Origin of the sequence: Pseudoalteromonas luteoviolacea (genome assembly GCF_000814765.1) — a bacterium.
Classification (GTDB): domain Bacteria; phylum Pseudomonadota; class Gammaproteobacteria; order Enterobacterales; family Alteromonadaceae; genus Pseudoalteromonas; species Pseudoalteromonas luteoviolacea_H.
Genome location: NZ_JWIC01000003.1, coordinates 129,431 through 153,043, shown reverse-complemented (window position 1 = coordinate 153,043; position 23,613 = coordinate 129,431). Strand labels below are relative to the sequence as shown.

The following is a 23,613-nucleotide window of genomic DNA, read 5'->3' as shown; positions in this document are numbered from 1 at the left end:
TTATGGCAGGCTTGGGAAAGCAACTTCCGCCATGTCACGCATTACACGAACTACCTGGCAGCTGTAACCAAACTCGTTATCATACCAAACATATAGTACAACACGATCGCCATCTACGATTGTTGCTTGAGAGTCAACAACACCTGCATAGCGGCTACCCACTAAATCTGTTGATACGATTTCAGTAGATGCAGTGTAGTCAATCTGATCGCGAAGATCTGAATATAATGACGTTTCACGTAAGAACTCATTTAACTCTTCTGCAGTCGTTTCTGCATTTAAGTTTAAGTTCAAAATTGCCATTGAAACATTTGGAGTTGGAACACGAATTGCGTTACCAGTTAATTTACCAGCAAGCTCTGGAAGTGCTTTAGCAACCGCTTTTGCAGCACCCGTTGACGTGATAACCATGTTCAATGCAGCACTACGACCACGACGCTCAGCCTTGTGGTAGTTATCAATTAAATTCTGGTCATTTGTGTACGAATGAACAGTTTCAACGTGACCATTCTTTATACCAAACTTATCATTTAATGCTTTAAGCACTGGCGTGATAGCATTTGTAGTACAGCTTGCTGCTGATACAATTTTATCTTCGTTAAGAATATCAAGGTTGTTTACGCCGTAAACGATGTTCTTGATGTCGCCCTTAGCAGGTGCAGTAAGTAGCACTTTTGACGCGCCTTTAGATGCTAAGTGCTTGCCTAGACCATCTTCGTCTTTCCATACACCCGTATTATCAACAACCAGTGCGTTTTCGATACCATACTTTGTGTAATCAACTTCTTCTGGTGAGTTTGCGTAAATCACCTGAATGTAATTACCATTTGCTTTAATTGCGCCTTTCTCATGGTCAACGGTAATTGAACCGTCAAAAGGACCATGAATAGAATCACGGCGCAATAAACTTGCACGCTTTTCAAGGTCGCCATCACGGCCACCACGTACAACAATTGCACGTAAACGTAAATCAGCGTGAGAGCCGCCGCGCTCGATAAGCAGGCGCGCTAATAAACGTCCAATACGACCAAAACCATACAATACAACATCGCGAGGTTCTGGACCTGTGCCTTTATTTAATAAGTCAGCAAGCTCGCCATTTAAATACTCTTCGATAGAGCGGCCTTCACCTGCATTTTTGTAGATATATGCATAAGCTAACTTACCTAAATCGATACGACCAGGTGCAAGCTCCATTTTGCTGATAGCTTCTAGGAAAGGGAAGCTTTCACGAAGACGCAATTTAGTCTCTTCAAAACGTGCTACTGTTTTATGCGCTTTAATTACGTCAATTGTGCTTGTGTTAACAAGTGGACGGCCATAAACCGCAATTTCAACACCCAAGTTACGGTATAAGCGACCAATGATAGGTTGCATATTTTCAGCGTAGTCTTGGCGTTCTTGCCAGCTATTTTGATATTCTTGCTCGTGAGATAAGGTCATTTTTTCTGCCTAATAAACAATTTTTTGAACGGATAGCCCTATTGGGCACCGCCATTCTAATTTAATCTGCAATTATTCTCCACTCTTAGCCGTACATTTCCTTTTGTTTTCGTAAAGGGAACACTTAAAAGCAAGAAAAATGTCTTATTTTTTCCGAACATTGGAGAAAATATACTTATATCTTATTCGTGATATCGGACTAAACTAGGTAATTAGTAGTAAAGTAGCCAGCCCACACACCAAAGTTAGTGATGTTCAACGCGTTTGGGCTGTTTCGAAAGGAGCAAAAGTGGTATGTTGTGCGCGATTAAATATTACGTAGGATAAACAATGGCTAATAAGTGGATGCTAGCCATCATTGGCGCTTCTTTATTGACACAGCTGAGTGGGTGTGAAGAACCGTTGACATTGGCAAAGGTGTGTGAGGAAACCCCCGGTTTTTGCAATGATTTAAATAAAGACAGTCATTGTAAAGAGGAAAGAGCATCTGTGATCATCGGTCGTTATGTTGAGTACAAAGACCCAACTGACGATAATAAATACCAGCTCCTAAAACAGTTCGAAGCATATAATGAATGTGTGTCACTGGCGGCAAAAATTGAGCACATTAAGTTAAAAGAGAAGACCACTTCTCGCGTTGAAGGCCACCTCACCAGTTTGAAAGAAATGAATCGAATCTACCAAGATACGAAACAAACTTCACACCCGGGTTTGCTTTACTATCATTGGTCACGCAATAACAGTCAATTTGCAATGAACAAATTGCTGCGCCAAGAAGATGAGCCTTATGTACGTCAAAGCCAAGAAATACAAATGTTTTTGGCGACCTACTATGCGAAGTTTGACGATGACAAAACCATCGACTTCCTGTATCGCGTGCTAGAGCTTAATCAAGCGGGTCAAACGCCTGATTTAGAGGTATATAAAGCTCTGGTAAGTATTTTTTACAAACAGAAAAAATATAAACATGCGTATACCTTTGCAAGAATTGCTCAACTTTCAGGTTTTAAAGAAATTGACATCATCGATATAGAGCATGAACTGACCTCACGCGGCAGAAGTATCGGTGTATTAAATCAGCTAGCACTTAAGACCCGCGAGGAGATAGAAACGGGTAAGTTTTTATCTCCTCGTGGTTAAAAGTAGATTAGGCTTTTTTATTAAGCTCTTCAGTAACCTGCGCAAGGCCTACTTGAGAAATGCGCGAAACAATCTCTTTTTGTTTCGCGCTAAGTAAGGATATCCCCTCAGCGACAAGGTCATAGACTTTCCAACTACCGTCTTTTCCTTTGCGAAACTTAAAATGCAGGTCAATATCAGGGCCTGAAGTTTCTTTAATCACAGCCTTGACCGTAGCGTATTTACTGTCTACCGGCGCTGGCGCTTTCTCAAACACCACTTCTTGCCCTTTATACTGCATTAATGCACTTGCATAAGTTACTTCTAGATAGTGAGTTACTGCATCAATAAACTTAATCGCTTCTTGGCGTTTGAGTCCTTTAATGTGTTTTCCAAGTAACTTTCTTGATACAAAACGCGTATCAATATGTGGCATTAATCGCGCTTTAACAATACTTCGCATTTCCTTTGATGTTGCTTTGCCTCCTGCATTGACTTTTTTTATGTCCGCAAAGAGTCCTTCACCCACCTGGTTGATGAGTTGATATGGAGTCTCATTGGCCATAGCCATCGTTGAGCAAACAAGTAAAAATAAAAAGCTGATGACTTTTTTCAATTTTAATTCCTCAAAAAATATTTACGCCTCGCACGGCTCAAATGCAAAGGCGGATTTAACGATAACAAAACAGTTTTATAGACCTGAGTAAACTAAGCCATATATTACGGTTTAATGATCGCAAAAGTTGTCAAAAATTGTATGGGATTTTACAGAATGATACATTCTCCCAAACAGAATGGACCGCACCACTGGTAAATCACATTCATAGCTGTGGTAATAAATACCAAAAACTCAATGTTGTTACGCAGTAGTGAATTGATTTAGTTCACAAAATAAATTTAAACCGCGATTAATAAAACACATAAATAGCTTGTCTTTTAGCGGCAACTCAAAGTGAAAAAGCCGAGCAGTATAGAAGGTGAAACCTTAATACTTCCTTAACGCGGTGTGCACTAAGCCATTACTTGATATCCAGCGCTTTATTTCACCAAGTGCCAGCGGTTCACTGATATTATAACCCTGAATATATTTACAGCCCTGCTGTGCTAAGTAGTGTGTGGTCTCGTCATTTTCAACCCCTTCAGCAACGACCGAACAGCCAAGTCGTTTGGCAAGAAACAAGGTCGTTTCTATAATTGCACGGTCTTTGTCTTCCAAAAGGCATTGAGTGACAAAAGATTTGTCTATTTTAATTTGTGATATAGGGAGTTCTTTAAGTATAGAAAAAGACGAAAAGCCAGTACCAAAATCATCTATGCTAACAGAAAAGCCCATTTCGATTAGTTGCTCTATTAACGTTTTTGTTTGTTCGACGTCCGTCATAACCATACTCTCAGTGAGCTCAAATATGATACGACTTGGATCCACTTTTTTGCTGCTAATTTGGCTATTTAATACGTTAATAAGGTTTTTACCTAACAAATCTTGGCAAGATAAGTTGATGTGCACCGTCAAGTTGCTATTGAGTTTCAATAGCATATCTAAATCACTGAAAACAGTATTGATAACGTACGCACTTAAGTACTTTATCATGTTGTTTTTTTCTGCAATGGGAATGAAGCGTTCAGGCATGATATAACTACCATCGTCTGACGGCCATCTAACCAGCGCCTCTACCCCGTGGATCATAGAACTCTGCGCATCCACTATCGGCTGATAAAACACCATTAAATCGCCCCGAGCCAAAGCGCCTTTAAAGTCATTCAGCATGTGAAACTCAGATACAACACCTTGATGCAAGGTTTTATCAAAAAGCACTAAACTCTGTTTACTTCTTTTGGCTGCATACATTGCAATATCGGCACGCTTAAGCAACTCAGATGCAGAAATATCTTCACTGGGTTTGCTGAGGATAGCGCCGGAGCTGTATATGACATCAACCGCAGTTTGCTCTACCACCAAGCCATTGTGTAGCGCACTCAAAATGGCATTATTTTGCGCAAATAATGCCGATTCATTACGGGCTTCACTGACCACAGCAAACTCATCTCCTCCAATCCGAAACAGTTCACTGCCTGGCAGCAAACTATTGGATATCGCCCCCGAAAAAGCAACCAAAAGCTGATCACCAAAAAAATGCCCCATGGCATCGTTGATTTGTTTTAAGTTATTGAGGTCAAATATAACAACAGCAAAGTCTGCTTTCTGCTGTTTTCTCTGCTCAATGGAAGCAAAACACTGTGGACGATTTTGTAATTTAGTTAGATGATCATGCTGCGCATTATATTTCTCCAGATCCAAAGCTGCCTGCAATCTAACCAAGCTGGTTTTCCCCAAGTCCACAACAACGATGACAAATAAACCGCCCAAAGCTAGGATAAGAGAAAAAGCCATAACGACTTGTGAGCTATCAACACTTAAATAAACATATGCAGCAAAACTTGCGTATCCAAAGGTAAATATGCATATCAACGACAGGAGCAACCACCACCCTTTCGATTGCGCTATGCCACATATCTCTACAGCAGGCTTAATTGATAGCAGTAAAAAAATTAGCCCCATCAAAATTAAGCAAAGACTCAAAGTTTCCAAAAGCGCTGCCTGTTAACGAAACTTGCCTTTATTATAGTTTATTATTTTCACTCTGCTTGGCTGGCCAAGCCAATTTAAATACATATTCATGTCCCATGCTTCAAACGCATATACAGTCGATCTTTGAGCGTAAAACATCGGCTCTTTAGCTCTTTTAATTTCGCTTCACACATTGGCCCGTTGCTTTTTTTGCATGCCACTATCTGTTGCTCAAGTGCGTGATAATCCTCTGACAGCCTAGCAAACTCCTCATCTGTCAATATCAACTCATCTATTTTGGACTTAAACTCGGGTAGCTCTTTCACTAAACTACAACGCTCTATACACATAATCGACCCTTTTGCCTAAACGTAAAAGAGAAAGCTACTGGCAACCCCTCTCCATTGAATTTGGAATCACGCGCCATTTTGGCCTAACCACACCTTAGCCAGATGAACCATTCGCTGATTATCACCCTATGCCACATCACAAATACTAAGCTCAAATGCGGCTTCAGCCTTGATCTACCGCAAGTTAAATATCACTTAATGCCTTGAAACATAATCGCTAAGTATTATTTTTTGTTTTCCCTAAACCTCAGTTTCAAACAAGGTTGCCCTGAGCGTTTATTTCAACTAGCCGCTTGGGCGCAATTGTTGTAAAATACGCGCGTTTCTAAGCAAATCTATACTGTTATTTTGAGGAAAACCTGTGAGCGAACAAAAACAGTCTCTGAGCTACAAAGACGCAGGCGTTGATATTGATGCGGGTAACGCATTAGTAGAGCGCATTAAAGGCGTAGTGAAAAAAACACGTCGTCCAGAAGTAATGGGCGGTATCGGTGGTTTTGGCGCACTATGTGAACTTCCAACAGGTTACAAAGAGCCTGTCTTGGTTGCTGGTACTGACGGTGTGGGCACTAAACTTCGTTTAGCCATTGACCTGAAAAAACACGACACGGTAGGTATCGATCTTGTCGCTATGTGTGTAAACGACCTAATCGTACAAGGCGCAGAGCCGCTTTTCTTCCTAGACTATTATGCAACAGGCAAACTAGACGTTGATACAGCAGCTGATGTAGTAAGCGGTATTGGTAAAGGCTGTGAACTTTCTGGCTGTGCACTCATCGGCGGTGAGACAGCTGAAATGCCAGGCATGTACGAAGGTGATGACTACGACATGGCAGGCTTTTGTACTGGTGTTGTTGAAAAGTCAAAAATTATCGACGGTACTAAGGTAAAAGCAGGCGATCAGCTAATCGCGCTTGCTTCAAGTGGACCTCATTCAAACGGCTACTCATTAATTCGCAAAGTGTTAGAAGTCTCTGGCGCGGATACTAATGAAGAATATGCGGGTAAACCCCTAGGCGAACATTTACTTGAGCCTACTCGCATTTACGTTAAGCCTATTCTTGAATTACTAAAAGATGTTGATGTACATGCACTATCACATATCACTGGTGGTGGTTTCTGGGAAAACATTCCTCGCGTACTGCCTGAATCAGCAAAAGCGGTTGTCAAAGGCGATAGCTGGGAGTGGCCTGCAATTTTCAACTGGCTTCAAGAAAACGGCAACATCAGCACGCATGAAATGTACCGTACATTCAACTGTGGTGTAGGTATGATCTTAGTTGTTCCTGCTGATAAGCTAACACAGAGCTTAGAAATTCTAACCGCTCAAGGCGAAAACGCTTGGCATATTGGTGAAATCCAAGATGCAGTGGAAGGTGAAGAGCAGGTTGAAATCGTAGGCGGTGCCCAGTAATGGCACCCTCTCGGATCGTTGTTTTGATCTCTGGCAGTGGCTCTAATTTACAAGCGATTATTGATCATTGCCAATCTGGCAATATCAATGGCGAAATCGTCACTGTCATCAGCAATAAAGCGGACGCTTATGGCCTTACTCGGGCAGAGCAAGCAGGGATCAAAACAAACGTTTTAAGTCACAAAGACTATGACAGTCGTGAGGCTTATGACGAACAACTGGCAAAATTAATTGACTCTTGTAAACCAGATTTAGTTGTATTGGCTGGATTTATGCGTATTCTAACCCCTAACTTAGTGCAAAAATTTAAAGGGAAAATGTTGAACATTCACCCATCTTTGTTGCCTAAGTACCAAGGGCTGAACACCCACCAAAGAGCAATTGACGCAAATGATGCGTACCACGGCGCTAGTGTTCACTTCGTAACAGAAGAATTAGACGGCGGTCCTGTAATTGTCCAAGCAAAAGTAGCCATTTTGCCAGAAGACAGTGCAGAGACTTTAGCGAAGCGGGTACATGAACAAGAACATGTCATTTATCCTTTGGTGGTCAAGTGGTTCAGTGAACACAGACTAACAATGGAAGCAGACTATGCAGTTTTTGATAAACACCCCCTTCCAGCGCAAGGCGTCGATTACAGCTAAAATCAAAATTCACAGCGCTTTGCTATTTGGCTTAAGCGCTGTTTTCTCTTCTTCCCTTCATGCCTCTACGCTCACTGAATACACAGCCGAGTATAATGTACTAAGAAAAGGAAAAATTCATGGCACTGCAACAAGAGAGTTTCTTCAAGTTGCCGATAATACTTACGCGCTGAGCTATGAGACTGACGTGAAGTGGATGATCTTCACAGAAAAACGTACTGAGCAAAGCCTATTCAAATTCGAAGATGGGCAAACAAAACCTCTGCACTACAGTTTAAACCGTGAAGGCACACGGCCGGATAAAAGCTTTAAAATTAAGTTCGACCGCGATAACAAACAGTTATTCTCTAAAGAAAAGAGCTATCCTTTAAAAGTAGAGTGGGATGAGTCTCGACAAGATGTACTTTCTTACCAAAACCAACTTAGAACAGAGCTTAAACAAGGTAAAACCCAGTTTAGTTATCCGATCATCGACAAAAATGGAAATGTACGCATGTACAATTTTAAAGTCGTTGGTGAAGAGACCATAACATTGCCAATTGGCAATGTAAAAACCGTCAAGGTTAAGCGGCTCTACGATAATAACAAGCGCCATGCACTGGCTTGGTTTGCACCAGAATATGACTATATGCTGGTGCAAATGCTGAAAGGCAAAGATGGTGTCGAGCAATTTCAAATTCAGATGACCGCTCAAACAATGAAACAATAAAAATAACAGGTGCTTAAGCACCTGTTATTACATCTTTTCCCCGAGCTTAAATAGCACCGATTCACCAGGTTCCATCTTAGTCCATTGTTCATCATTGGTCAGTGGACGAGTTGCTATCACAGAAACAATGTCATTGGGGGTCGTTTCTTTTTGAAAATCGACCACCATATCTGCATCAATCAAAGTCGCTTTACCGAAAGGCGCTCTACGCGTTATCCAATGCAAATTATTACTACAATACGCCAGCACATACACGCCATCGGTCAACAGCATGTTAAACACACCTTTGCCTCTAAGCTGATCGGCTAATTTTGCCGCATAGCGAAACACCGTTGCCATATTTGATGGCTTTTTAGGGTACTTTTCTCGGATCTTATCTAGGATCCAACAAAAAGCCAGTTCACTGTCTGTATTGCCCACCGGTTTGTAGTATTCAGGCTTTAAATCTTTATAATTCGACAACTGCCCATTATGCGCATAAGAGATTTCTCTGCCCCATAATTCCCGCGTAAAAGGGTGTGTATTTTCCAAACATGTTCTACCCCGGTTGCCCTGCCTTATATGACTTATCACTGACACACTTTTAATGGGGTAGGCTTTAACGAGTTTGGCAATTTCTGACTGGCAACTCGGCTCTGGATCTTTAAATGTCCTGCACCCTTTACCTTCATAGAAGGTGATCCCCCAACCATCTTTATGAGGGCCTGTATTCCCCCCGCGCTCTAATAGCCCAGAAAAACTAAAACAAATATCAGTCGGCACGTTCGCAGACATGCCTAAAAGTTCACACATGTTATATATATTCCATAAATTTCAGCAACTTGAATATCGACCCAGTTTAAATAAATGCACACTGGTCGCACATTGGGTCACTGTTTTAATTTTTATTATGTAAGCAACAGCTTATCTGAAAAAACTTGATACAAACTTACGATTGGCTCTAAAAATGATACGAGGTCATAACACGTACCCTAGCGGCAAAATCAACGATAAGATTGCTCACAAATATAAAATCAAATTGAGGTGATTATGGCTAATTTTTTACTTTGAAACAATCTGAAGTAGCGCTTAATTAACAACACTGTAGTTAGAGAAGAGCTGGCCTCCTGCACTAAATTAGAATAGTACGGCCAATGCTGAAATACCGCCTATTAGCATCAGCAAAGAAAGAAGGACACTAAATAATACTATTGTTTAGGCATCTAGCTCAGCTATATGCCTAAATTAAATGGTTCAAAGCATGTGGATGCGTAATGCGATAAACTATATTACCCACCACACTTATTAAATTCTTCAGACGCTTTGTCATACACAGTACAAAAGTCTTCACTGCCATTACTCGCTTTAATTTGCTGTCCATCAAATAACGCTGTAATAACTTTTGACTCGGTAATGGTTAAGCGTTTATTGCGGCACGACTTGACTGCCATTTCTCCACATTCTGCTGCTGTTGCAGCTTCTTTAAACTTAGAGCAGCGCTGCTTACCCTTACACTTTTTATAACTGATCTTCTCTTTACCAGGACATGCGGTTCTGAGGTACTTGATTTCACATGTTCCGGCCTTAACCTCTACTGGCATAGCACTTAAAACCAGTGATACGGCCCCTATTGCTAAAAGTAATTTCATTTTCATCTCCTAAGTTTTAAATTGGCTCATCATCAGCCTGAGTGTTTCTGCCATTTGTGCCAGTTGCTGACTCGCCTGCTTATTTTCTTGTGCATGATTTGAGCTGAGATTAGTGATGTCATGCATATGCTGAACATTTTCGAATTGGCTCACCGCAGCTAAGCTCTGCTGTTCAGACGCTGCGGCTATCTGTTGGCTCATATCTTTGATTGTCTCAACACTGGTGACTATCGAGCCCAACGTGCCTTGTACAGCCTCAATCCCGCTTACGCATGTATGCGTTTCACGTTGTGAGTTGGACATGGTATCCACGGCCCCCTTAGCGCCATCTTGCAAACCAGCAATGGCTTTCTCAATTTCTTCAGTCGCATCCTGTGAGCGGCTCGCCAATGTTCTTACTTCATCTGCTACAACGGCAAAACCACGTCCCTGCTCTCCCGCCCTCGCAGCTTCTATGGCTGCATTCAGTGCCAATAAATTAGTCTGTTCAGCAATACTTCGGATCACGGCAAGGACAGTATTAATGTTTTCAAGCTCATTACTGAGTTGATTAATAGCATTAGCTGAAGTCTCAATGGATGACTCAAGTCCTTTAATGTTCTGTACATTGGTCACTAACAAACTTTCTCCAGAAGCTGCTTCAGAGCTTGCTTGCTGCACTTGCTCCAAAGTGCGATGTATACTGTCGGTGACTGAGCTCACTGTCTCTTTCATTTCAGAGATAGAGCTGCTCATTGCGCTCATTTGCTCACTCTGTTGCGTTGCACTACTGCAACTTTGCTCTGCAATGATGTTGGTTTGTTCAGCAGTCGACGCCAGCAACTGGGTGTTGCTGGTGACATCTCTGAGGGTTGATGCTAGTGTGGTGATCAGCTTTTGTATATTAGCAGCCAGTTGACCAAACTCGTCTTCTTTAAAGCCTGTCAGTTGCACTGTTAAATCGCCTTGTGCAGCTGTGTTAATAGTCTCAATAATCGAGTGCAGAGGCTTACGCACACTGTTAATCACAAAGTACGCGATTGTCACAGACAATAAAATCATAACCACTGTCAGTACTGTGGTGACTTGTTGGCTTTCTGCAATCGCATTTTCAGCCGCTTGTTGCGCCTCCTCTGTTGACCTAACAATACGTGCATTGAGCTCCTTCAGCTGCGTTTGTAACTTATTCGCCGTGATTGAAGCTTCTTCTATTAAGATTTTTAAGCGCTTTTTCTCATTTAATGTCTCTATCCTTAATTTAAGTGCATTATCTGACCCCACGATTGCTTCTCTGAACTGGGTAAAGTTGCTCTCCATATCAGTCAATGACTGGCTATTGGCCACATCAGGCGATTGCTTCAGCTTGTCTAACTGCCCTTCCATTTCCGCGATCGACTCTTTAGCGACGCTGGTCACATTCATGATTTCAAACGTGATACTCGAGGCCAACCCGGCGTTCACTTCGTCAACAAGCACTTCAACATTCTCAATGAGCGCATTTACCGTGTCTGATACGCTTTGATCATCAGATATGCCATCCAGGTCGTAAGCTAGGCTGAGCGTTTCATCACCCATATCTGCAAACTCACTTGCCAATTCAGATGTTTTCTCTTTCAACTTAATTGCACTAATCGCGTTATCAAATGCTTGATCTGCTCGTTGAAAAAAAATCGAATTCAATTTTCTAGAATTATCAAAAGGCGTACTCAGCTCAAGTTCAGACTGGGTCAATTCGGACAACCGACTCAACGCACTTTCATTGATCGTTCTTTGCTCATCGTACTCAGTCCGAATTGCATTTATCGCACCAATCGACGCTGCTTGGTCGAGTTGTGTAAGCGACAATCTGGACAGTAAAACCGATTGCAACATATTATTGCCAGAGATCAGCGTGGGTACGCTTTGCTTGGAAACCTTCTGAACAGATCCACCGATAGTTATGTTCCCTGTCAGCGCTACTAAATAAATAATGCAAGCTAAAACTACAACTGCCGTAAACCCACTCATTACACGAGCCGAAACGGTTAATTGCATATTGTGATGATCATTTTATGTCTACGTAATTAAACTTATAGTCAACAATCTGCATATTGGCGAGTTTGACACTAAAATTGAACGAATCTGAACAATGCCATAGTTTTCACCGCATCGAATTGCCTAAATCACACATTTATATGGTTCAGCACTTGCAGTTGTAGCCTTCAGCGGGTAACGTGGCGCCGATTTAAACTTTTTAAGGTATGAGATTTTGATTTCTACAGCGAATATCACACAACAATTTGGCTCTAAGCCGCTTTTTGAAAATATCTCCGTCAAATTTGGCGAAGGTAATCGCTACGGCCTGATCGGTGCAAATGGCTGTGGTAAATCAACCTTCATGAAAATTCTTAGCGGCGAGTTAGAGCCAACTGGCGGTAATGTCAGTTATGATCCACAAGAGCGTGTAGCCAAGCTTAATCAGGACCAATTTGCTTATGAAGAATATACAGTGATCGACACTGTTATCATGGGTTATAAAGAGCTTTGGGAAGTAAAACAAGAGCGTGACAGAATTTACTCTCTCCCTGAAATGAGTGAAGAAGAAGGGATGATTGTTGCCGATCTTGAAGTGAAATTCGCTGAAATGGACGGCTATATGGCAGAGTCTAAAGCTGGCGAACTTCTCCTAGCTGTGGGTATTCCAACTGAACAGCACTTTGGTTTAATGAGCGAAGTCGCTCCAGGTTGGAAACTGCGAGTGCTTCTTGCACAAGTCCTATTTGCTGACCCGCATATTATGTTGCTAGACGAACCAACCAACAACTTGGACATCGACACGATCCGCTGGCTTGAGCATACCTTAAACGAGCGTAACTGCACCATGATCATCATCTCGCACGACAGACACTTCTTAAACAGTGTCTGTACACATATGGCTGACCTAGACTACGGTGAACTGCGTCTTTACCCAGGTAATTACGACGAATATATGACCGCAGCCTCACAAGCCAGAGAGCGCTTATTGGCAGATAACGCGAAGAAGAAAGCACAAATTGCTGAATTACAAACTTTCGTTGCACGATTCTCTGCAAATGCCTCAAAAGCAAAACAAGCAACATCTCGTGCTAAGCAAATTGATAAGATCCAGCTAGAGCAAGTAAAAGCATCAAGCCGTCAAAACCCATTTATTCGTTTTGAACAATCTAAAGAACTATTTAGAAATGCACTTGAGATTGAAAACCTTTCTCAAGGCTTTGAAGAAGATTTATTCAATGGCTTTAGTGGTATTTTTGAAGTGGGTGAAAGAATCGCCATCATTGGTGAAAACGGCGTTGGTAAAACAACATTACTAAATACATTGGCAGGTCAATTGCAGCCTCGCGATGGTGCCTTTAAGTGGTCTGAAAATAGCAATATTGGTTATTATGCGCAAGATCATGCTGAAGACTTTGAAAAAGACATGGATCTGATGGAGTGGATGGGCCAATGGCGTCAAGAAGGCGATGATGAGCAAGTACTACGCAGTTTCTTAGGCCGAATGTTGTTCTCTCAAGACAGCATCAAGAAATCTGTCAAAGTTTTATCAGGTGGTGAGCAAGGCCGAATGTTGCTTGGTAAGCTTATGATGCATAAACCAAATATTCTTTTGATGGATGAGCCAACTAACCACATGGACATGGAATCAATTGAATCATTGAACACCGCACTAGAGCAGTATAAAGGTACGCTGTTCTTCGTCTCTCATGACCGTGTATTCGTTGACTCTTTGGCAACACGTATCCTTGAAATCAAAGACAACAAGGTCACTGACTTTAAGGGCACATATACTGAGTTCTTAAAATTCCGAGGTATCGAAGACTGATCCTTTTTGCGCGGCATTTTTGTCGCGCTGACCTCACCGCATTACTCTACAACAGTAATCGTTTATTTTATAAACGAGCTGTACAGACAAAAAAAGAGGCTAGCGCCTCTTTTTTCACTACTTAATAGCTACATGGCTTGGCGCTTTTCCACCCACCGAACAATGTCTTGCTCAACCAAAGCTAAAGGACGTGCACCTTTGAGCAAAATTTCATCATGAAAAGAGGTCATATCAAATTTATCACCTAACGCTTGCTGTGCCTCTTTTCTCAAAGCTTCAAATTTCAACATACCAAGCTTATACCCTAAAGCCTGACCTGGCCACGCAATATAGCGATCAATGGCAGGCACCACATCACTCATTGCAGAACCTGTTGCCTCGGCAAAGTACTCTATGGCCTGTTGGCGCGGCCACTTCTTAAAATGCAAACCCGTATCAACAACAAGCCGCGCTGCACGATACGCTTCCGCCTGTAACCTGCCTAAATCACCGAATGGGTCTTCATCATACATGCCCATTTCATAAGCAAGTAGCTCAGAGTAAAGAGCCCACCCCTCTATATAACCGTTAAATGAGGCGTTTTGCCTCATTAAACCAATATCTGTTTGCAGCATATTTAATGCGATTTGAAAATGATGGCCCGGTACAGCCTCATGATACGTCAGTGTCTTCAAGCCAAAACTTGGTACCGCTTTCATATCTTTCAAATTAATCGCAAACACGCCAGGGCGGCTTCCATCAAGCGAAGGTGCATAATAGTACCCTCCTGGTGCACCAGCTTCCACTTCAACAGGGATACGTTTCACTTCTACTTTCTGTGGTGGTAAAGTCGAAAAGTATTGAGGCGCCTTATCATTGATGGTTTTTATTTCACCTTCAAGAAAGTCTAATAAAGCTTGTCGTCCTTCATCACTGTCTGCAAATAAAAACCTCGGTTCTTCATTGAGCTGTTTCATTCTGTCACTCACAGATCCTTTTGTATAGCCATTTGCTTTGAGGATCTCGTCCATTCTCTTGGTGATACGTGTCACCTCTGCTTGGCCGATATCATGTATCTGCTGTGCTGTCATATCCGAATCAGCTAAGTAGGTAATAGCATGTTGATAAAAGCCTTCGCCATTCGGCTGTGACCAAATACCGACATTATCGGATGCTTGCTGTTCTAACCCCCGCATCGTCACCGTAACACGCTCAAATGCGGGGTATACTTGCTGCTCAATGACCTTTGCTGCAGCTCGAACCAACTCTTTACGAGTAGCAACATCAATGCTCCGTACATCATTCAGCTTTTGTATAAATGAAGTAACCAATACATGCTCATCTGCTGCCGGTTTTGTGTATCCCGTTAAATAAGATAATGTATTTGGAAATAGCGGTTTCGGTAAAATAACACCTTGCTTTGCATCACTGAGTACTTTTTCATTAACTTGGTCCACCATAGTTGCAAACGCGGCCAAACGCGATATGTACGCTTTTGCCTGTGATTCATTGCTCACCTCATGTTGGTTTTGTAGTATGCCCGGCACATCCATCAAAGGGCCGGAGATCTGGTTCACAATATAGGGTAAATGCCCACCCCAAGTATCGATATAGCCAGCAGAAAAAACACTATCTCCAGCATAATAGCGCGCAACCACCTCATTAACTTGAACATGCAAAAGGTCTTTATTATTCAACCCTGCCCCCTGCAATTGTTTAAGTTGCTCAGCAGCATGGGCCATATCTATCTGCATTGCCTGCATACCGTCAACGGAGTAATCAGGTAAGCGAGTTGAATACTCACCATATTCTGTGCTATCAAGTTTCAAAGAGGTTGCCATCGCTGGTTGGTGATTAATAAATGCTTTTGTGTACTGCTCTACAACAACGTCAACATCTGCTCGGCTCACAGCCTCTTGAGTTTCAGCAACAGAATGACTCTTCTTATATTGCGCACTGTCTTTTGCACATCCCGTGATCGCTAACAGCACACACGCAGCCAGCATACTTACCTTTCTCATTTTAACTCCCCAGAGTGTTGTCATTTTATTCTTTAACGCAAAAGAAAACTTTCTCAAAATATTCTGCAGCGTAATCTACATAAGTTGAAGCTACGTGTCACCCACTCAAATCATCACGAACGTTAATCAACGTACCTATCAGTTCATCCACATTAAACGAGTAGCTTTTTAGTTGTCCTGAATCAATAAAATTACACATATTCAAAGCACAGATAAATCATTGCGCATTCCTCATTTTGAGCTGTAAACCCGCATTTTCGAATATTTAAAAATAATGAACAATTAGATGATAATGAAAAGCTTATTCAGCATAAAAACTAAAACGCAATATAAATCTAAATCAATGTTTTAAATGCTTTTTTAAATTTAAAAAGGCCTTTTGAGATAGCGCAAGGTCATGTGCATTGAGGAGACAACACCCACTGTTATTAGCGCCATTTTATGTACAATGAGTGCATCCCAATATGCAAACTTTAAGTAAGGAACTACCATGAAGTTTAAAATGTCAGCGCTATCAATCGGCGTATTTATCAGCTTGTCAGCAGTCGCTCAAACTCATACTTCCGAAACAAGCTTGACACCTACCAGTCAGTACGACTATTCAGATAATCAACCATGGAGCCAAATGCCACCGGCTGATTTGAGACCAGTACAAGTCCCCCTATTTGTTTCAATTGGATTTGACGATAATGGCTCAAAAGAAGGGATGGACTGGATCAATAACTATACTCGTCACCTTCACAATGATTTGGGTGCTAATAACCCCGCTACATTTGATGGTGCCCCTGTAAGATTTACGTTCTTTCATACTCCATCATACATAGTCAAAGAGGCAGGCGATGAAGTTGGGATTAAGCATGCTTGGCGTGATGCTTATGTAGACGGTCATGAAGTAGGTAATCATACTTTTAGCCACAGAGATGGAGGACCGGATACAGGTAACTTTAGCGAACAAGAGTGGACACAAGAACTCAGTATCACCCAAACATGGCTTAGCAAACCTTATGATCCAACTGAAGTGACCAATGGCGCCAATAACGCAGCTGGTCCTGGTGTGCCATCCAGTGAAATCATTGGCTTTAGAACGCCTTACCTGAATCATAACAACGCATTATTTTCAGCTCTGGTCAAAGGCAACTTTGTTTACGACACCAGTATTGAAGAAGGTTGGGACAGCCAATTTAACGGTACCAATAATGCGTGGCCTTATACTTTAAATAATGGGACGCCAACCAAGCGCGTTGGTAAACCTGATGTAGGCAGCTACCCTGGACTGTGGCAACTTCCTTCTAATGTATTTGAAAAGCCAGAAGGCGGCAAAATGGTTGGCTTTGATACCAATATGTGGGTAAGCACTAATATGAGCAAAAATGCTGTACTTGAGATGCTTAAACACAACTTACATTTAAGGCTTGAAGGAAACCGTTCACCACTGCTGTATGGCGCGCATGCACACATCTATGCACCAGCGTACGATCAAGGTGGCCGTGCAACAACTTATTTGGAACGCCAACAAGCCATTGAAGAGTTTATCCAATATGCGCTAAGCATTAAAGTGAATGGCCAGCCTGTTGTCCGTATTGTGCCATTTAAAGACATCATTGAGTGGATGCGTAACCCTACTCCGCTTACTGATGGCAAAGTTGTTACGGTAAGAAGCATTGGTGCAAGCCCTATTTATATTCAAGGAAATATCTATCAAAGAGGCGATCAAGTTTACCACGACGGTAAATATTACGAGGCCAAGTGGTACGCGGATTCCATGCCTGGTTCACAGAGCCCTGATTATGACCCGTGGAAATTAATCACCAGAGATCAAGCAACAAAAGTAAGCCACCTAGGCTCTGTAACGCCGGTCGGTGACATTTATGGAGACACCTTGATCGCAGCAGATAAAGCACAAACGTTCTTCTTCAATGCGGCTCCCGGTGCACAAGTCAAAAGTGTAACGCTCAATGGTGTCAATTTAGGCTCAGTCGAGCAGTATACATTTAGTAACTTAACAGCCAACCAAACATTGACTGTCGAGTTTAGCGCAAAATAAATATTTAAATGTAAGAGACTGATTTTTACAGTCTTTTACATTAAAGCAAAAAAAGCTGCTCTCATTATTTACACACTAGAAAACTTAAAGTAACCTTTGTGTTTTCACAAATTAGGGACAAACTTTCATGAAGACACTTTTTTCTATTGTTGCGCTATTTGCGGCTTTTTCTTCTCAAGCATCGGGCACTTGGATTCAAAATACCAAAGTAACAGATGTAAGATGGTATGACCATAATGGAGGCCATGGATATATTACCACTGAAAACAACTCAAACCCTGAATGTCCAAATGCTAAAACAGGCACACACAGATATTTTTCAAACACAGGTAACAACACCCAGTCTATTATATCGCTTGGTTTATCAGCAATGCTGTCAGATAAAACAGTAAATATACTCGTAGAAGGTTGCCATGATAGCCTTCATTCAAAAGTTAAAGGTATAGTCATCAATCGCTAAACTGATACGCCGTATGTGAGCACTAAATTGTTAGTGCTCACGTGTTGATTAGCGCTTTAAAATATACTTTCTAACCGCGCGATTGTGTTCCTTCAATGATTTGGAAAAATGATGCTCTCCATTTCCTCTCGAGACAAAATAAAAATAATCCGTTTGCGCTGGTTGTACTGCTGCTATTAGCGCATCATATGATGGCATGGCTATAGGTGTGGGAGGGAACCTATCAATTCGATAAGTATTATAAGGTGTATACTCCCTCAAATGTGCACGAGTAATATCTCCTTTAAAACGCTCACCTAGTCCATAAATAACGGTTGGATCAGTTTGCAATCGCATGCCCTTCTTTAAGCGATTATGAAATACCGACGAGATGATATCTCGCTCAGCCGCTTCACCTGACTCCTTTTCAATGATCGACGCTAATATAAGCGCTTCATATTCGTTTTTCAAAGCCACATTGTCGCCACGCTTGGCCCATGTTTCTGCGAGGACTTGCTTCATTTTTTGATGTGATCGAGCAACCAGTGCTGATGCCCGCGTGCCGCCTTCATAATGATACGTATCAGGATACAACCACCCTTCTGGATGATTATTATCATACAGTGTAAAGTTGGAGCCATCTCCATCGGTAATATCAAATACTAAAAAAGCGCTGCTTCTGAGGTTTTCAAGCACTGTGTTATATGTATCACCTTCAATGATCGTAAAAGTAAAATCCGCTATATCGCCGTTATTTAACTTTTCAATAGCGGATAGCACAGATAGCCCTTTCACGTTATACACACCCGCTTTTAACGTAAACTTTTGGGGGTATAATTTACTGTATAATTTGTAAGGCAAACAACTTGTCAATGCCTGCTGTGACTGCCATTTTGCGCATAAACGCGTAAACGTTTCCCCCTGTGGGATCTCTATATATTCTTGGGGTAACTGAAGCGTTTCGTTTCGTACAGGCTCAAAAAAGAGATACGCACCATAGCATGTAGCCACAAAAATAATGACAACGCCCCATAATAACACTCTAATCATAAAGAATTTTCTATTCTAGCCTTTAACTCAAGTGCAGTTTGCAGGTTAAATGTTTTTTTGTCTATTGATTTAACTGGTACTAGTCCCATCAAACTATTACACATAAATACCGCATCCGCGTCCTGCAAATCTGCCAAAGAGAGCACCTGCTCTTTAATATTATGATGATCTGACAACAGGCTCAAGTACACACCTTTAACCCCACAAAGCACTAAACTTGGCGTCACTAGCTGCTGGTCTTTAACGGCGATAATATTACTGGCTGAGCACTCTATGACATTGTCATTCAAATCAAGTACCAGAACATCATCACCACTGCGGCGACTAGCGTCCTCTTTAATTAACACTTGTTCCAAGCGATTAAGTGTTTTTAAACCGGCAAACAAAGGTTGATGGCCCAATTTCACGCCACTGACAGACAAAGAGACACCCTGCGATTGCCAATGCTGATAATGCAGGGGGAACTCACTCATAGTAATGATGATAGAAGGCTCTGGCTGATCAGGTAAACCATAACCTCTGCCACCTTCACCTCTGGTAATCACAAGCTTCAACACTCCTAACTGACAGCCTTGTGCAGCTTTTTGACACGCGTCAAATAATCCAGCCTCTTCAAGTGGCGGAAAACGCAATGCCTGCTGACATTGTCTCAACCGTTCAAGATGATACTGCCACAGTTGCAGCTGGGCATGTTTAACTTGGATAGTGGTAAAAAAACCATCTCCATAATTTAAACCGCGATCGCGATGACTGATTTCCATATAACCCCTCAAACAAAAAAAGCCTGGCTATGCCAGGCTTAATCAATCTTTAAATAGACTTAAATCTTTTTAAATAGCAGTGAGCCGTTGGTCCCACCAAAGCCGAATGAATTACACAATGCATAGTCTAACTTCGCATCTCTAGCAGTGTGTGGCACATAATCTAAATCACAGCCTTCATCAGGGTTATCTAAGTTAATCGTTGGTGACACTTTCTGGTCTACCAATGACAAAATACTAATAATTGATTCAACTGACCCTGCCGCACCCAGTAAGTGACCCATCATTGACTTAGATGAGCTTACCATAACGTCTTTTGCTGCATTGCCGAAAATAGACTTAACAGCAGACGTTTCGGCAATATCACCAGCCGGTGTCGACGTACCATGCGCATTGATATAGCCAATTTGCTCAGCATTCACACCAGCGTCGTTCAGTGCGTTTTCCATAGCAAGTGCAGCACCTGAACCATCCTCTGGTGGCGAGGTCATGTGATAAGCATCGCCGCTCATACCAAAACCAACGAGTTCAGCATAGATTTTAGCGCCACGGGCTTTTGCATGTTCATACTCTTCAAGCACGATCACACCAGCACCATCTGCTAATACGAAACCATCACGATCTTTATCCCAAGGGCGAGATGCAGCCGCTGGGTCGTCGTTACGCGTTGATAAAGCACGCGCTGCACTGAAACCGCCCATACCAATCGGTGTAGATGCTTTTTCTGCACCACCAGCTACCATCGCATCCGCATCACCATACGCGATCATACGAGCAGCATGGCCAATGTTATGAAGACCTGTCGTACATGCTGTTACGATTGAAATGTTTGGACCTCTCAAGCCATGCATAATAGACAAATGCCCTGAAATCATATTGATGATTGTAGAAGGCACATAGAAAGGCGATAGCTTACGAGGACCGCTGGCGATCAATTTGTGGTGATTCTCTTCAATAAGAGTTAATCCACCAATCCCTGAACCGACCGCAACACCAACTCGTGCAGCGTTCTGATCAGTGATTTCTAAACCTGAATCCTTTAATGCTTGGACACCAGCTGCGATGCCATACTGAATAAACAAGTCCATTTTTTTTGTGTCTTTTTTGGACATGTATTCTGTCGCATCAAAGTCGTTAACTAAGCCAGCAAACTTAGTTCCAAAACTCGATGTATCAAAATGCGTAATGTTTGAAATGCCACTACGACCTTCTAACAGGCCTTGCCAGGTTGACTGAACATCATTACCTAGCGGCGTCAACATACCTAAGCCAGTTACTACGACTCGACGTTTAGCCACGGTTTCCTCCAAAAAGGGATTTGAAATTTTGCGGGGGTAGAATGAATGAGGGCAGCGAGTGCTGCCCTTCAGATCCGTTAATTACTCAGCGTGAGCAGTAACGTAGTCGATCGCTGCCTGAACAGTAGTGATTTTCTCAGCTTCTTCATCAGGGATCTCAGTGTCGAACTCTTCTTCAAGAGCCATTACAAGCTCTACAGTGTCAAGAGAGTCTGCACCTAGGTCGTCTACGAAAGAAGCTTCAGATTTTACTTCTTCCTCTTTAACACCTAGTTGCTCAACGATGATTTTTTTTACGCGTTCTTGGATGTCGCTCATTCTTCTTTCCTTTATTAAAACGCTTTTGCGTTAATTTCAGATTGCGGCGTAGTTTACGGCGCATCATGTATTGATTCAAGGATTGACTATGACTTTTTTGTCTGGTCAAACCTGTTACTAAATTTTTTCACTCTTTATCGCCTATTTTCAGGGCAATTTCAAGCTAGTTTGCGGCAAGATCACAAAAATTTAAATTATTTTGTAATCTTTATACCATATACATCGCACCGTTTACGTGTAATGTCTCACCAGAAATATATGCCGCAGCATCAGAAGCAAGGTAAGCAACTGCAGCTGCAATTTCTTCAGGCTGACCTAAACGACCTGCTGGTACGTTTGCTAATGTTGCCGCTTTTTGATCTTCTGTTAACTCGTCCGTCATATCTGTTTTAATAAAACCTGGTGCAATGACGTTTACCGTAATACCACGAGAAGCCACTTCACGGGCAAGTGACTTAGAAAAACCAATAACGCCCGCTTTCGCAGCAGCATAGTTTGCTTGACCAGCATTACCCATAGTACCAACCACAGAGCCGATATTAATAATACGACCTGATTTTTTCTTCATCATAGGACGAAGCACTGCTTTAGATAAACGATAAATGGCACTTAAGTTTGTGTCAATAATATCAGTCCACTCGTCATCTTTCATACGCATAAGAAGATTGTCACGTGTAATACCAGCGTTATTGACCAATACATCAATATCACCAAAATCTGCTTTAATCTGCTTTAGTACAGCGTCGATAGACTCCACATCAGTGACATTTAGCTTGTAACCTTTGCCATTTTCGCCTAAGTACTCACTGATTCTTTCAGCACCTGACTCACTTGTTGCTGTACCAAGTACAGTTGCACCCTGTGCTACCAAAGTCTGCGCTACAGACTTACCAATACCACGGCTTGCACCGGTTACTAATACAATTTTATCTTTAAGATCAAATATATTTGACATTTTTCTTCTCTATTATTCTGCACTTTCAACTGATGCTAAATCGTTAGCAGCAGCACATTTAACTGATTTGTCTATTCTCTTTGCTAGACCTGTCAACACTTTGCCTGGACCAAATTCATAGGCTTGAGTGATTTCTTGCGCTGCTAATTTTTGAACTGTCTCTGTCCAGCGTACAGGGCTGAATAGCTGTCTCACTAACGCATCTTTTATTTCAGCAGCACTATTTGCTACCTCAACATCGACGTTATTAATAACTTGATATTTAGGCTCTGCAAAAGTTAATGCTTCAAGATCAGCGGCTAGACGCTCTGCTGCTGGCTTCATTAATTCACAGTGAGAAGGCACACTCACCGATAACGGTAGCGCACGCTTGGCACCGGCTTCTTTGCATGCTTCACTTGCACGCTCAACAGCCTCTTTGTGACCTGCGATAACAACTTGACCAGGCGAGTTATAGTTAACTGGAGAAACAACTTGCCCTTGTGCAGCGTCTTCACACACCTTAGCAATGACATCATCACCTAATCCGATAATTGCTGCCATTGAACCTGTGCCTGCTGGCACTGCTTCTTGCATGTATAAACCGCGCTTTTCAACTAGCGTGACTGCCGCTGCTAATTCCAATACGCCAGCACAAACTAATGCTGAGTATTCACCTAAACTGTGACCGGCTAGAACGAGTTCAGCATCAACATTTTTTGCTTGCCAATGGCGGAAAATGGCAACGCTTGCAGTCAACAATGCAGGTTGCGTTTTATGCGTTTTATTTAACTCTTCTTCTGGGCCATTTAGCACCAAAGCTTGAAGATCATAGCCAAGTGCTTCTGATGCCTCAGCAAAGGTATTTTTAACAATATCAGAAGACTCTAATAGCTCTGATAACATACCAACACTCTGCGAGCCTTGGCCTGGGAAAAGTAAAGCAATTTTTTGTGACATAAGATGCTCTTTTACTCGTCTTTAAATTTGATCACTCACAACCAGCGTGACAGACTGATCTAGAACGCCAATTGTCGAAGTATGACTAAATTTGGTTATTTAAAAACAACTTT

At 42.0% G+C, this 23,613-nt stretch carries 21 protein-coding genes; 7 read left to right on the top strand and 14 right to left on the bottom strand.

Going from position 1 to position 23,613, the window contains the following annotated elements; all coding sequences use genetic code 11:
- On the bottom strand, positions 1-1,443 hold the full coding sequence (locus tag JF50_RS02100; protein WP_039607852.1) for a glyceraldehyde-3-phosphate dehydrogenase: 1,443 nt from the start codon (positions 1,441-1,443) through the stop codon (positions 1-3).
- 330 nt (positions 1,444-1,773) lie between these two features.
- On the opposite strand from JF50_RS02100, the gene JF50_RS02095 reads away from it, so the two are divergent.
- A complete protein-coding gene (locus JF50_RS02095; RefSeq protein ID WP_039607851.1) occupies positions 1,774-2,583 on the top strand; it encodes a DUF2989 domain-containing protein in 810 nt (269 codons plus the stop codon).
- Between the two features lie 7 nt (positions 2,584-2,590).
- On the opposite strand, the gene JF50_RS02090 is transcribed toward JF50_RS02095, so the two are convergent.
- The 3 genes from JF50_RS02090 to JF50_RS02080 form a co-directional block, all read right to left on the bottom strand.
- Entirely contained in the window at positions 2,591-3,133 is a 543-nt protein-coding gene (locus JF50_RS02090; RefSeq protein WP_200890373.1) for an ABC transporter substrate-binding protein, read from the bottom strand.
- Positions 3,134-3,547: 414 nt separating this feature from the next.
- The gene (locus JF50_RS02085; protein WP_235423388.1) at positions 3,548-5,152 is read right to left on the bottom strand and encodes a putative bifunctional diguanylate cyclase/phosphodiesterase; all 1,605 of its coding nucleotides are present in this window, start codon (positions 5,150-5,152) and stop codon (positions 3,548-3,550) included.
- A gap of 86 nt (positions 5,153-5,238) precedes the next feature.
- Positions 5,239-5,481, bottom strand: coding sequence for a YdcH family protein (locus JF50_RS02080; protein ID WP_039607849.1), 243 nt, complete (start codon positions 5,479-5,481; stop codon positions 5,239-5,241).
- Positions 5,482-5,842: 361 nt separating this feature from the next.
- Between JF50_RS02080 and purM the strand changes: the two genes are divergently transcribed.
- The 3 genes from purM to JF50_RS02065 are packed head-to-tail and all read left to right on the top strand — an operon-like array spanning position 5,843 to position 8,248.
- Entirely contained in the window at positions 5,843-6,895 is a 1,053-nt protein-coding gene (purM, locus tag JF50_RS02075) for a phosphoribosylformylglycinamidine cyclo-ligase (protein WP_039607848.1), read from the top strand.
- Positions 6,895-7,539, top strand: a complete 645-nt coding sequence (gene purN / locus JF50_RS02070; protein ID WP_039607847.1) for a phosphoribosylglycinamide formyltransferase — start codon at positions 6,895-6,897, stop codon at positions 7,537-7,539. Before purM ends, purN begins: the two co-directional genes overlap by 1 nt.
- Positions 7,487-8,248 carry a DUF3108 domain-containing protein gene (locus JF50_RS02065; RefSeq protein ID WP_200890371.1) on the top strand — a complete coding sequence of 254 codons (762 nt, stop codon included), beginning with the start codon at positions 7,487-7,489 and terminating at the stop codon, positions 8,246-8,248. The genes purN and JF50_RS02065 overlap by 53 nt, the downstream gene beginning before the upstream one ends.
- A gap of 27 nt (positions 8,249-8,275) precedes the next feature.
- On the opposite strand, the gene JF50_RS02060 is transcribed toward JF50_RS02065, so the two are convergent.
- From JF50_RS02060 to JF50_RS02050, 3 genes are all read right to left on the bottom strand, one after another.
- Positions 8,276-9,040, bottom strand: a complete 765-nt coding sequence (locus JF50_RS02060; RefSeq protein WP_039607846.1) for a class II glutamine amidotransferase — start codon at positions 9,038-9,040, stop codon at positions 8,276-8,278.
- A gap of 476 nt (positions 9,041-9,516) precedes the next feature.
- Positions 9,517-9,876: a hypothetical protein gene (locus tag JF50_RS02055; protein ID WP_039607845.1), complete on the bottom strand. Its 360-nt coding sequence runs from the start codon at positions 9,874-9,876 to the stop codon at positions 9,517-9,519.
- Positions 9,877-9,885: 9 nt separating this feature from the next.
- On the bottom strand, positions 9,886-11,889 hold the full coding sequence (locus tag JF50_RS02050) for a methyl-accepting chemotaxis protein (protein ID WP_039607844.1): 2,004 nt from the start codon (positions 11,887-11,889) through the stop codon (positions 9,886-9,888).
- Positions 11,890-12,103: 214 nt separating this feature from the next.
- Between JF50_RS02050 and JF50_RS02045 the strand changes: the two genes are divergently transcribed.
- Complete coding sequence (locus JF50_RS02045) at positions 12,104-13,696, top strand: ABC-F family ATPase (protein ID WP_039607843.1); 1,593 nt, start codon at positions 12,104-12,106, stop codon at positions 13,694-13,696.
- Positions 13,697-13,824: 128 nt separating this feature from the next.
- Here JF50_RS02045 and JF50_RS02040 read toward each other — a convergent pair whose 3' ends face one another.
- Positions 13,825-15,696 carry a DUF885 domain-containing protein gene (locus JF50_RS02040; protein ID WP_039608048.1) on the bottom strand — a complete coding sequence of 624 codons (1,872 nt, stop codon included), beginning with the start codon at positions 15,694-15,696 and terminating at the stop codon, positions 13,825-13,827.
- Positions 15,697-16,186: 490 nt separating this feature from the next.
- Between JF50_RS02040 and JF50_RS02035 the strand changes: the two genes are divergently transcribed.
- Complete coding sequence (locus JF50_RS02035; protein ID WP_039607842.1) at positions 16,187-17,740, top strand: polysaccharide deacetylase family protein; 1,554 nt, start codon at positions 16,187-16,189, stop codon at positions 17,738-17,740.
- A 127-nt stretch (positions 17,741-17,867) separates the two neighbouring features.
- On the top strand, positions 17,868-18,200 hold the full coding sequence (locus JF50_RS02030) for a hypothetical protein (protein ID WP_039607841.1): 333 nt from the start codon (positions 17,868-17,870) through the stop codon (positions 18,198-18,200).
- Between the two features lie 48 nt (positions 18,201-18,248).
- On the opposite strand, the gene mltG is transcribed toward JF50_RS02030, so the two are convergent.
- The 6 genes from mltG to fabD form a co-directional block, all read right to left on the bottom strand.
- Positions 18,249-19,229 (bottom strand): endolytic transglycosylase MltG, encoded by a 981-nt coding sequence (gene mltG, locus JF50_RS02025; protein ID WP_039607840.1) that lies wholly within the window; start codon positions 19,227-19,229, stop codon positions 18,249-18,251.
- Positions 19,226-19,990 carry an aminodeoxychorismate lyase gene (gene pabC, locus JF50_RS02020; RefSeq protein ID WP_039607839.1) on the bottom strand — a complete coding sequence of 255 codons (765 nt, stop codon included), beginning with the start codon at positions 19,988-19,990 and terminating at the stop codon, positions 19,226-19,228. Before pabC ends, mltG begins: the two co-directional genes overlap by 4 nt.
- A gap of 59 nt (positions 19,991-20,049) precedes the next feature.
- Positions 20,050-21,288, bottom strand: coding sequence for a beta-ketoacyl-ACP synthase II (fabF, locus tag JF50_RS02015; protein ID WP_039607838.1), 1,239 nt, complete (start codon positions 21,286-21,288; stop codon positions 20,050-20,052).
- Positions 21,289-21,369: 81 nt separating this feature from the next.
- Entirely contained in the window at positions 21,370-21,606 is a 237-nt protein-coding gene (acpP, locus tag JF50_RS02010; protein WP_010374019.1) for an acyl carrier protein, read from the bottom strand.
- Between the two features lie 208 nt (positions 21,607-21,814).
- Positions 21,815-22,561, bottom strand: a complete 747-nt coding sequence (gene fabG, locus JF50_RS02005) for a 3-oxoacyl-ACP reductase FabG (RefSeq protein ID WP_039607837.1) — start codon at positions 22,559-22,561, stop codon at positions 21,815-21,817.
- Between the two features lie 12 nt (positions 22,562-22,573).
- Complete coding sequence (gene fabD, locus JF50_RS02000; protein WP_039607836.1) at positions 22,574-23,500, bottom strand: ACP S-malonyltransferase; 927 nt, start codon at positions 23,498-23,500, stop codon at positions 22,574-22,576.
- Positions 23,501-23,613: the final 113 nt, after the last annotated feature.

Excerpts from the sequence above, each read along its gene's own strand:
- JF50_RS02065 (WP_200890371.1), top strand. The coding sequence starts at position 7,487 with ATGCAGTTTTTGATAAACACCCCCTTCCAGCGCAAGGCGTCGATTACA.
- JF50_RS02095 (WP_039607851.1), top strand. The coding sequence starts at position 1,774 with ATGGCTAATAAGTGGATGCTAGCCATCATTGGCGCTTCTTTATTGACA.
- JF50_RS02080 (WP_039607849.1), bottom strand. The coding sequence starts at position 5,481 with ATGTGTATAGAGCGTTGTAGTTTAGTGAAAGAGCTACCCGAGTTTAAG.
- fabG (WP_039607837.1), bottom strand. The coding sequence starts at position 22,561 with ATGTCAAATATATTTGATCTTAAAGATAAAATTGTATTAGTAACCGGT.
- mltG (WP_039607840.1), bottom strand. The coding sequence starts at position 19,229 with ATGATTAGAGTGTTATTATGGGGCGTTGTCATTATTTTTGTGGCTACA.
- acpP (WP_010374019.1), bottom strand. The coding sequence starts at position 21,606 with ATGAGCGACATCCAAGAACGCGTAAAAAAAATCATCGTTGAGCAACTA.
- JF50_RS02060 (WP_039607846.1), bottom strand. The coding sequence starts at position 9,040 with ATGTGTGAACTTTTAGGCATGTCTGCGAACGTGCCGACTGATATTTGT.
- JF50_RS02100 (WP_039607852.1), bottom strand. The coding sequence starts at position 1,443 with ATGACCTTATCTCACGAGCAAGAATATCAAAATAGCTGGCAAGAACGC.
- fabD (WP_039607836.1), bottom strand. The coding sequence starts at position 23,500 with ATGTCACAAAAAATTGCTTTACTTTTCCCAGGCCAAGGCTCGCAGAGT.
- JF50_RS02030 (WP_039607841.1), top strand. The coding sequence starts at position 17,868 with ATGAAGACACTTTTTTCTATTGTTGCGCTATTTGCGGCTTTTTCTTCT.
- JF50_RS02090 (WP_200890373.1), bottom strand. The coding sequence starts at position 3,133 with ATGGCTATGGCCAATGAGACTCCATATCAACTCATCAACCAGGTGGGT.
- JF50_RS02055 (WP_039607845.1), bottom strand. The coding sequence starts at position 9,876 with ATGAAATTACTTTTAGCAATAGGGGCCGTATCACTGGTTTTAAGTGCT.
- JF50_RS02035 (WP_039607842.1), top strand. The coding sequence starts at position 16,187 with ATGAAGTTTAAAATGTCAGCGCTATCAATCGGCGTATTTATCAGCTTG.
- pabC (WP_039607839.1), bottom strand. The coding sequence starts at position 19,990 with ATGGAAATCAGTCATCGCGATCGCGGTTTAAATTATGGAGATGGTTTT.
- JF50_RS02050 (WP_039607844.1), bottom strand. The coding sequence starts at position 11,889 with ATGCAATTAACCGTTTCGGCTCGTGTAATGAGTGGGTTTACGGCAGTT.
- purN (WP_039607847.1), top strand. The coding sequence starts at position 6,895 with ATGGCACCCTCTCGGATCGTTGTTTTGATCTCTGGCAGTGGCTCTAAT.
- JF50_RS02040 (WP_039608048.1), bottom strand. The coding sequence starts at position 15,696 with ATGAGAAAGGTAAGTATGCTGGCTGCGTGTGTGCTGTTAGCGATCACG.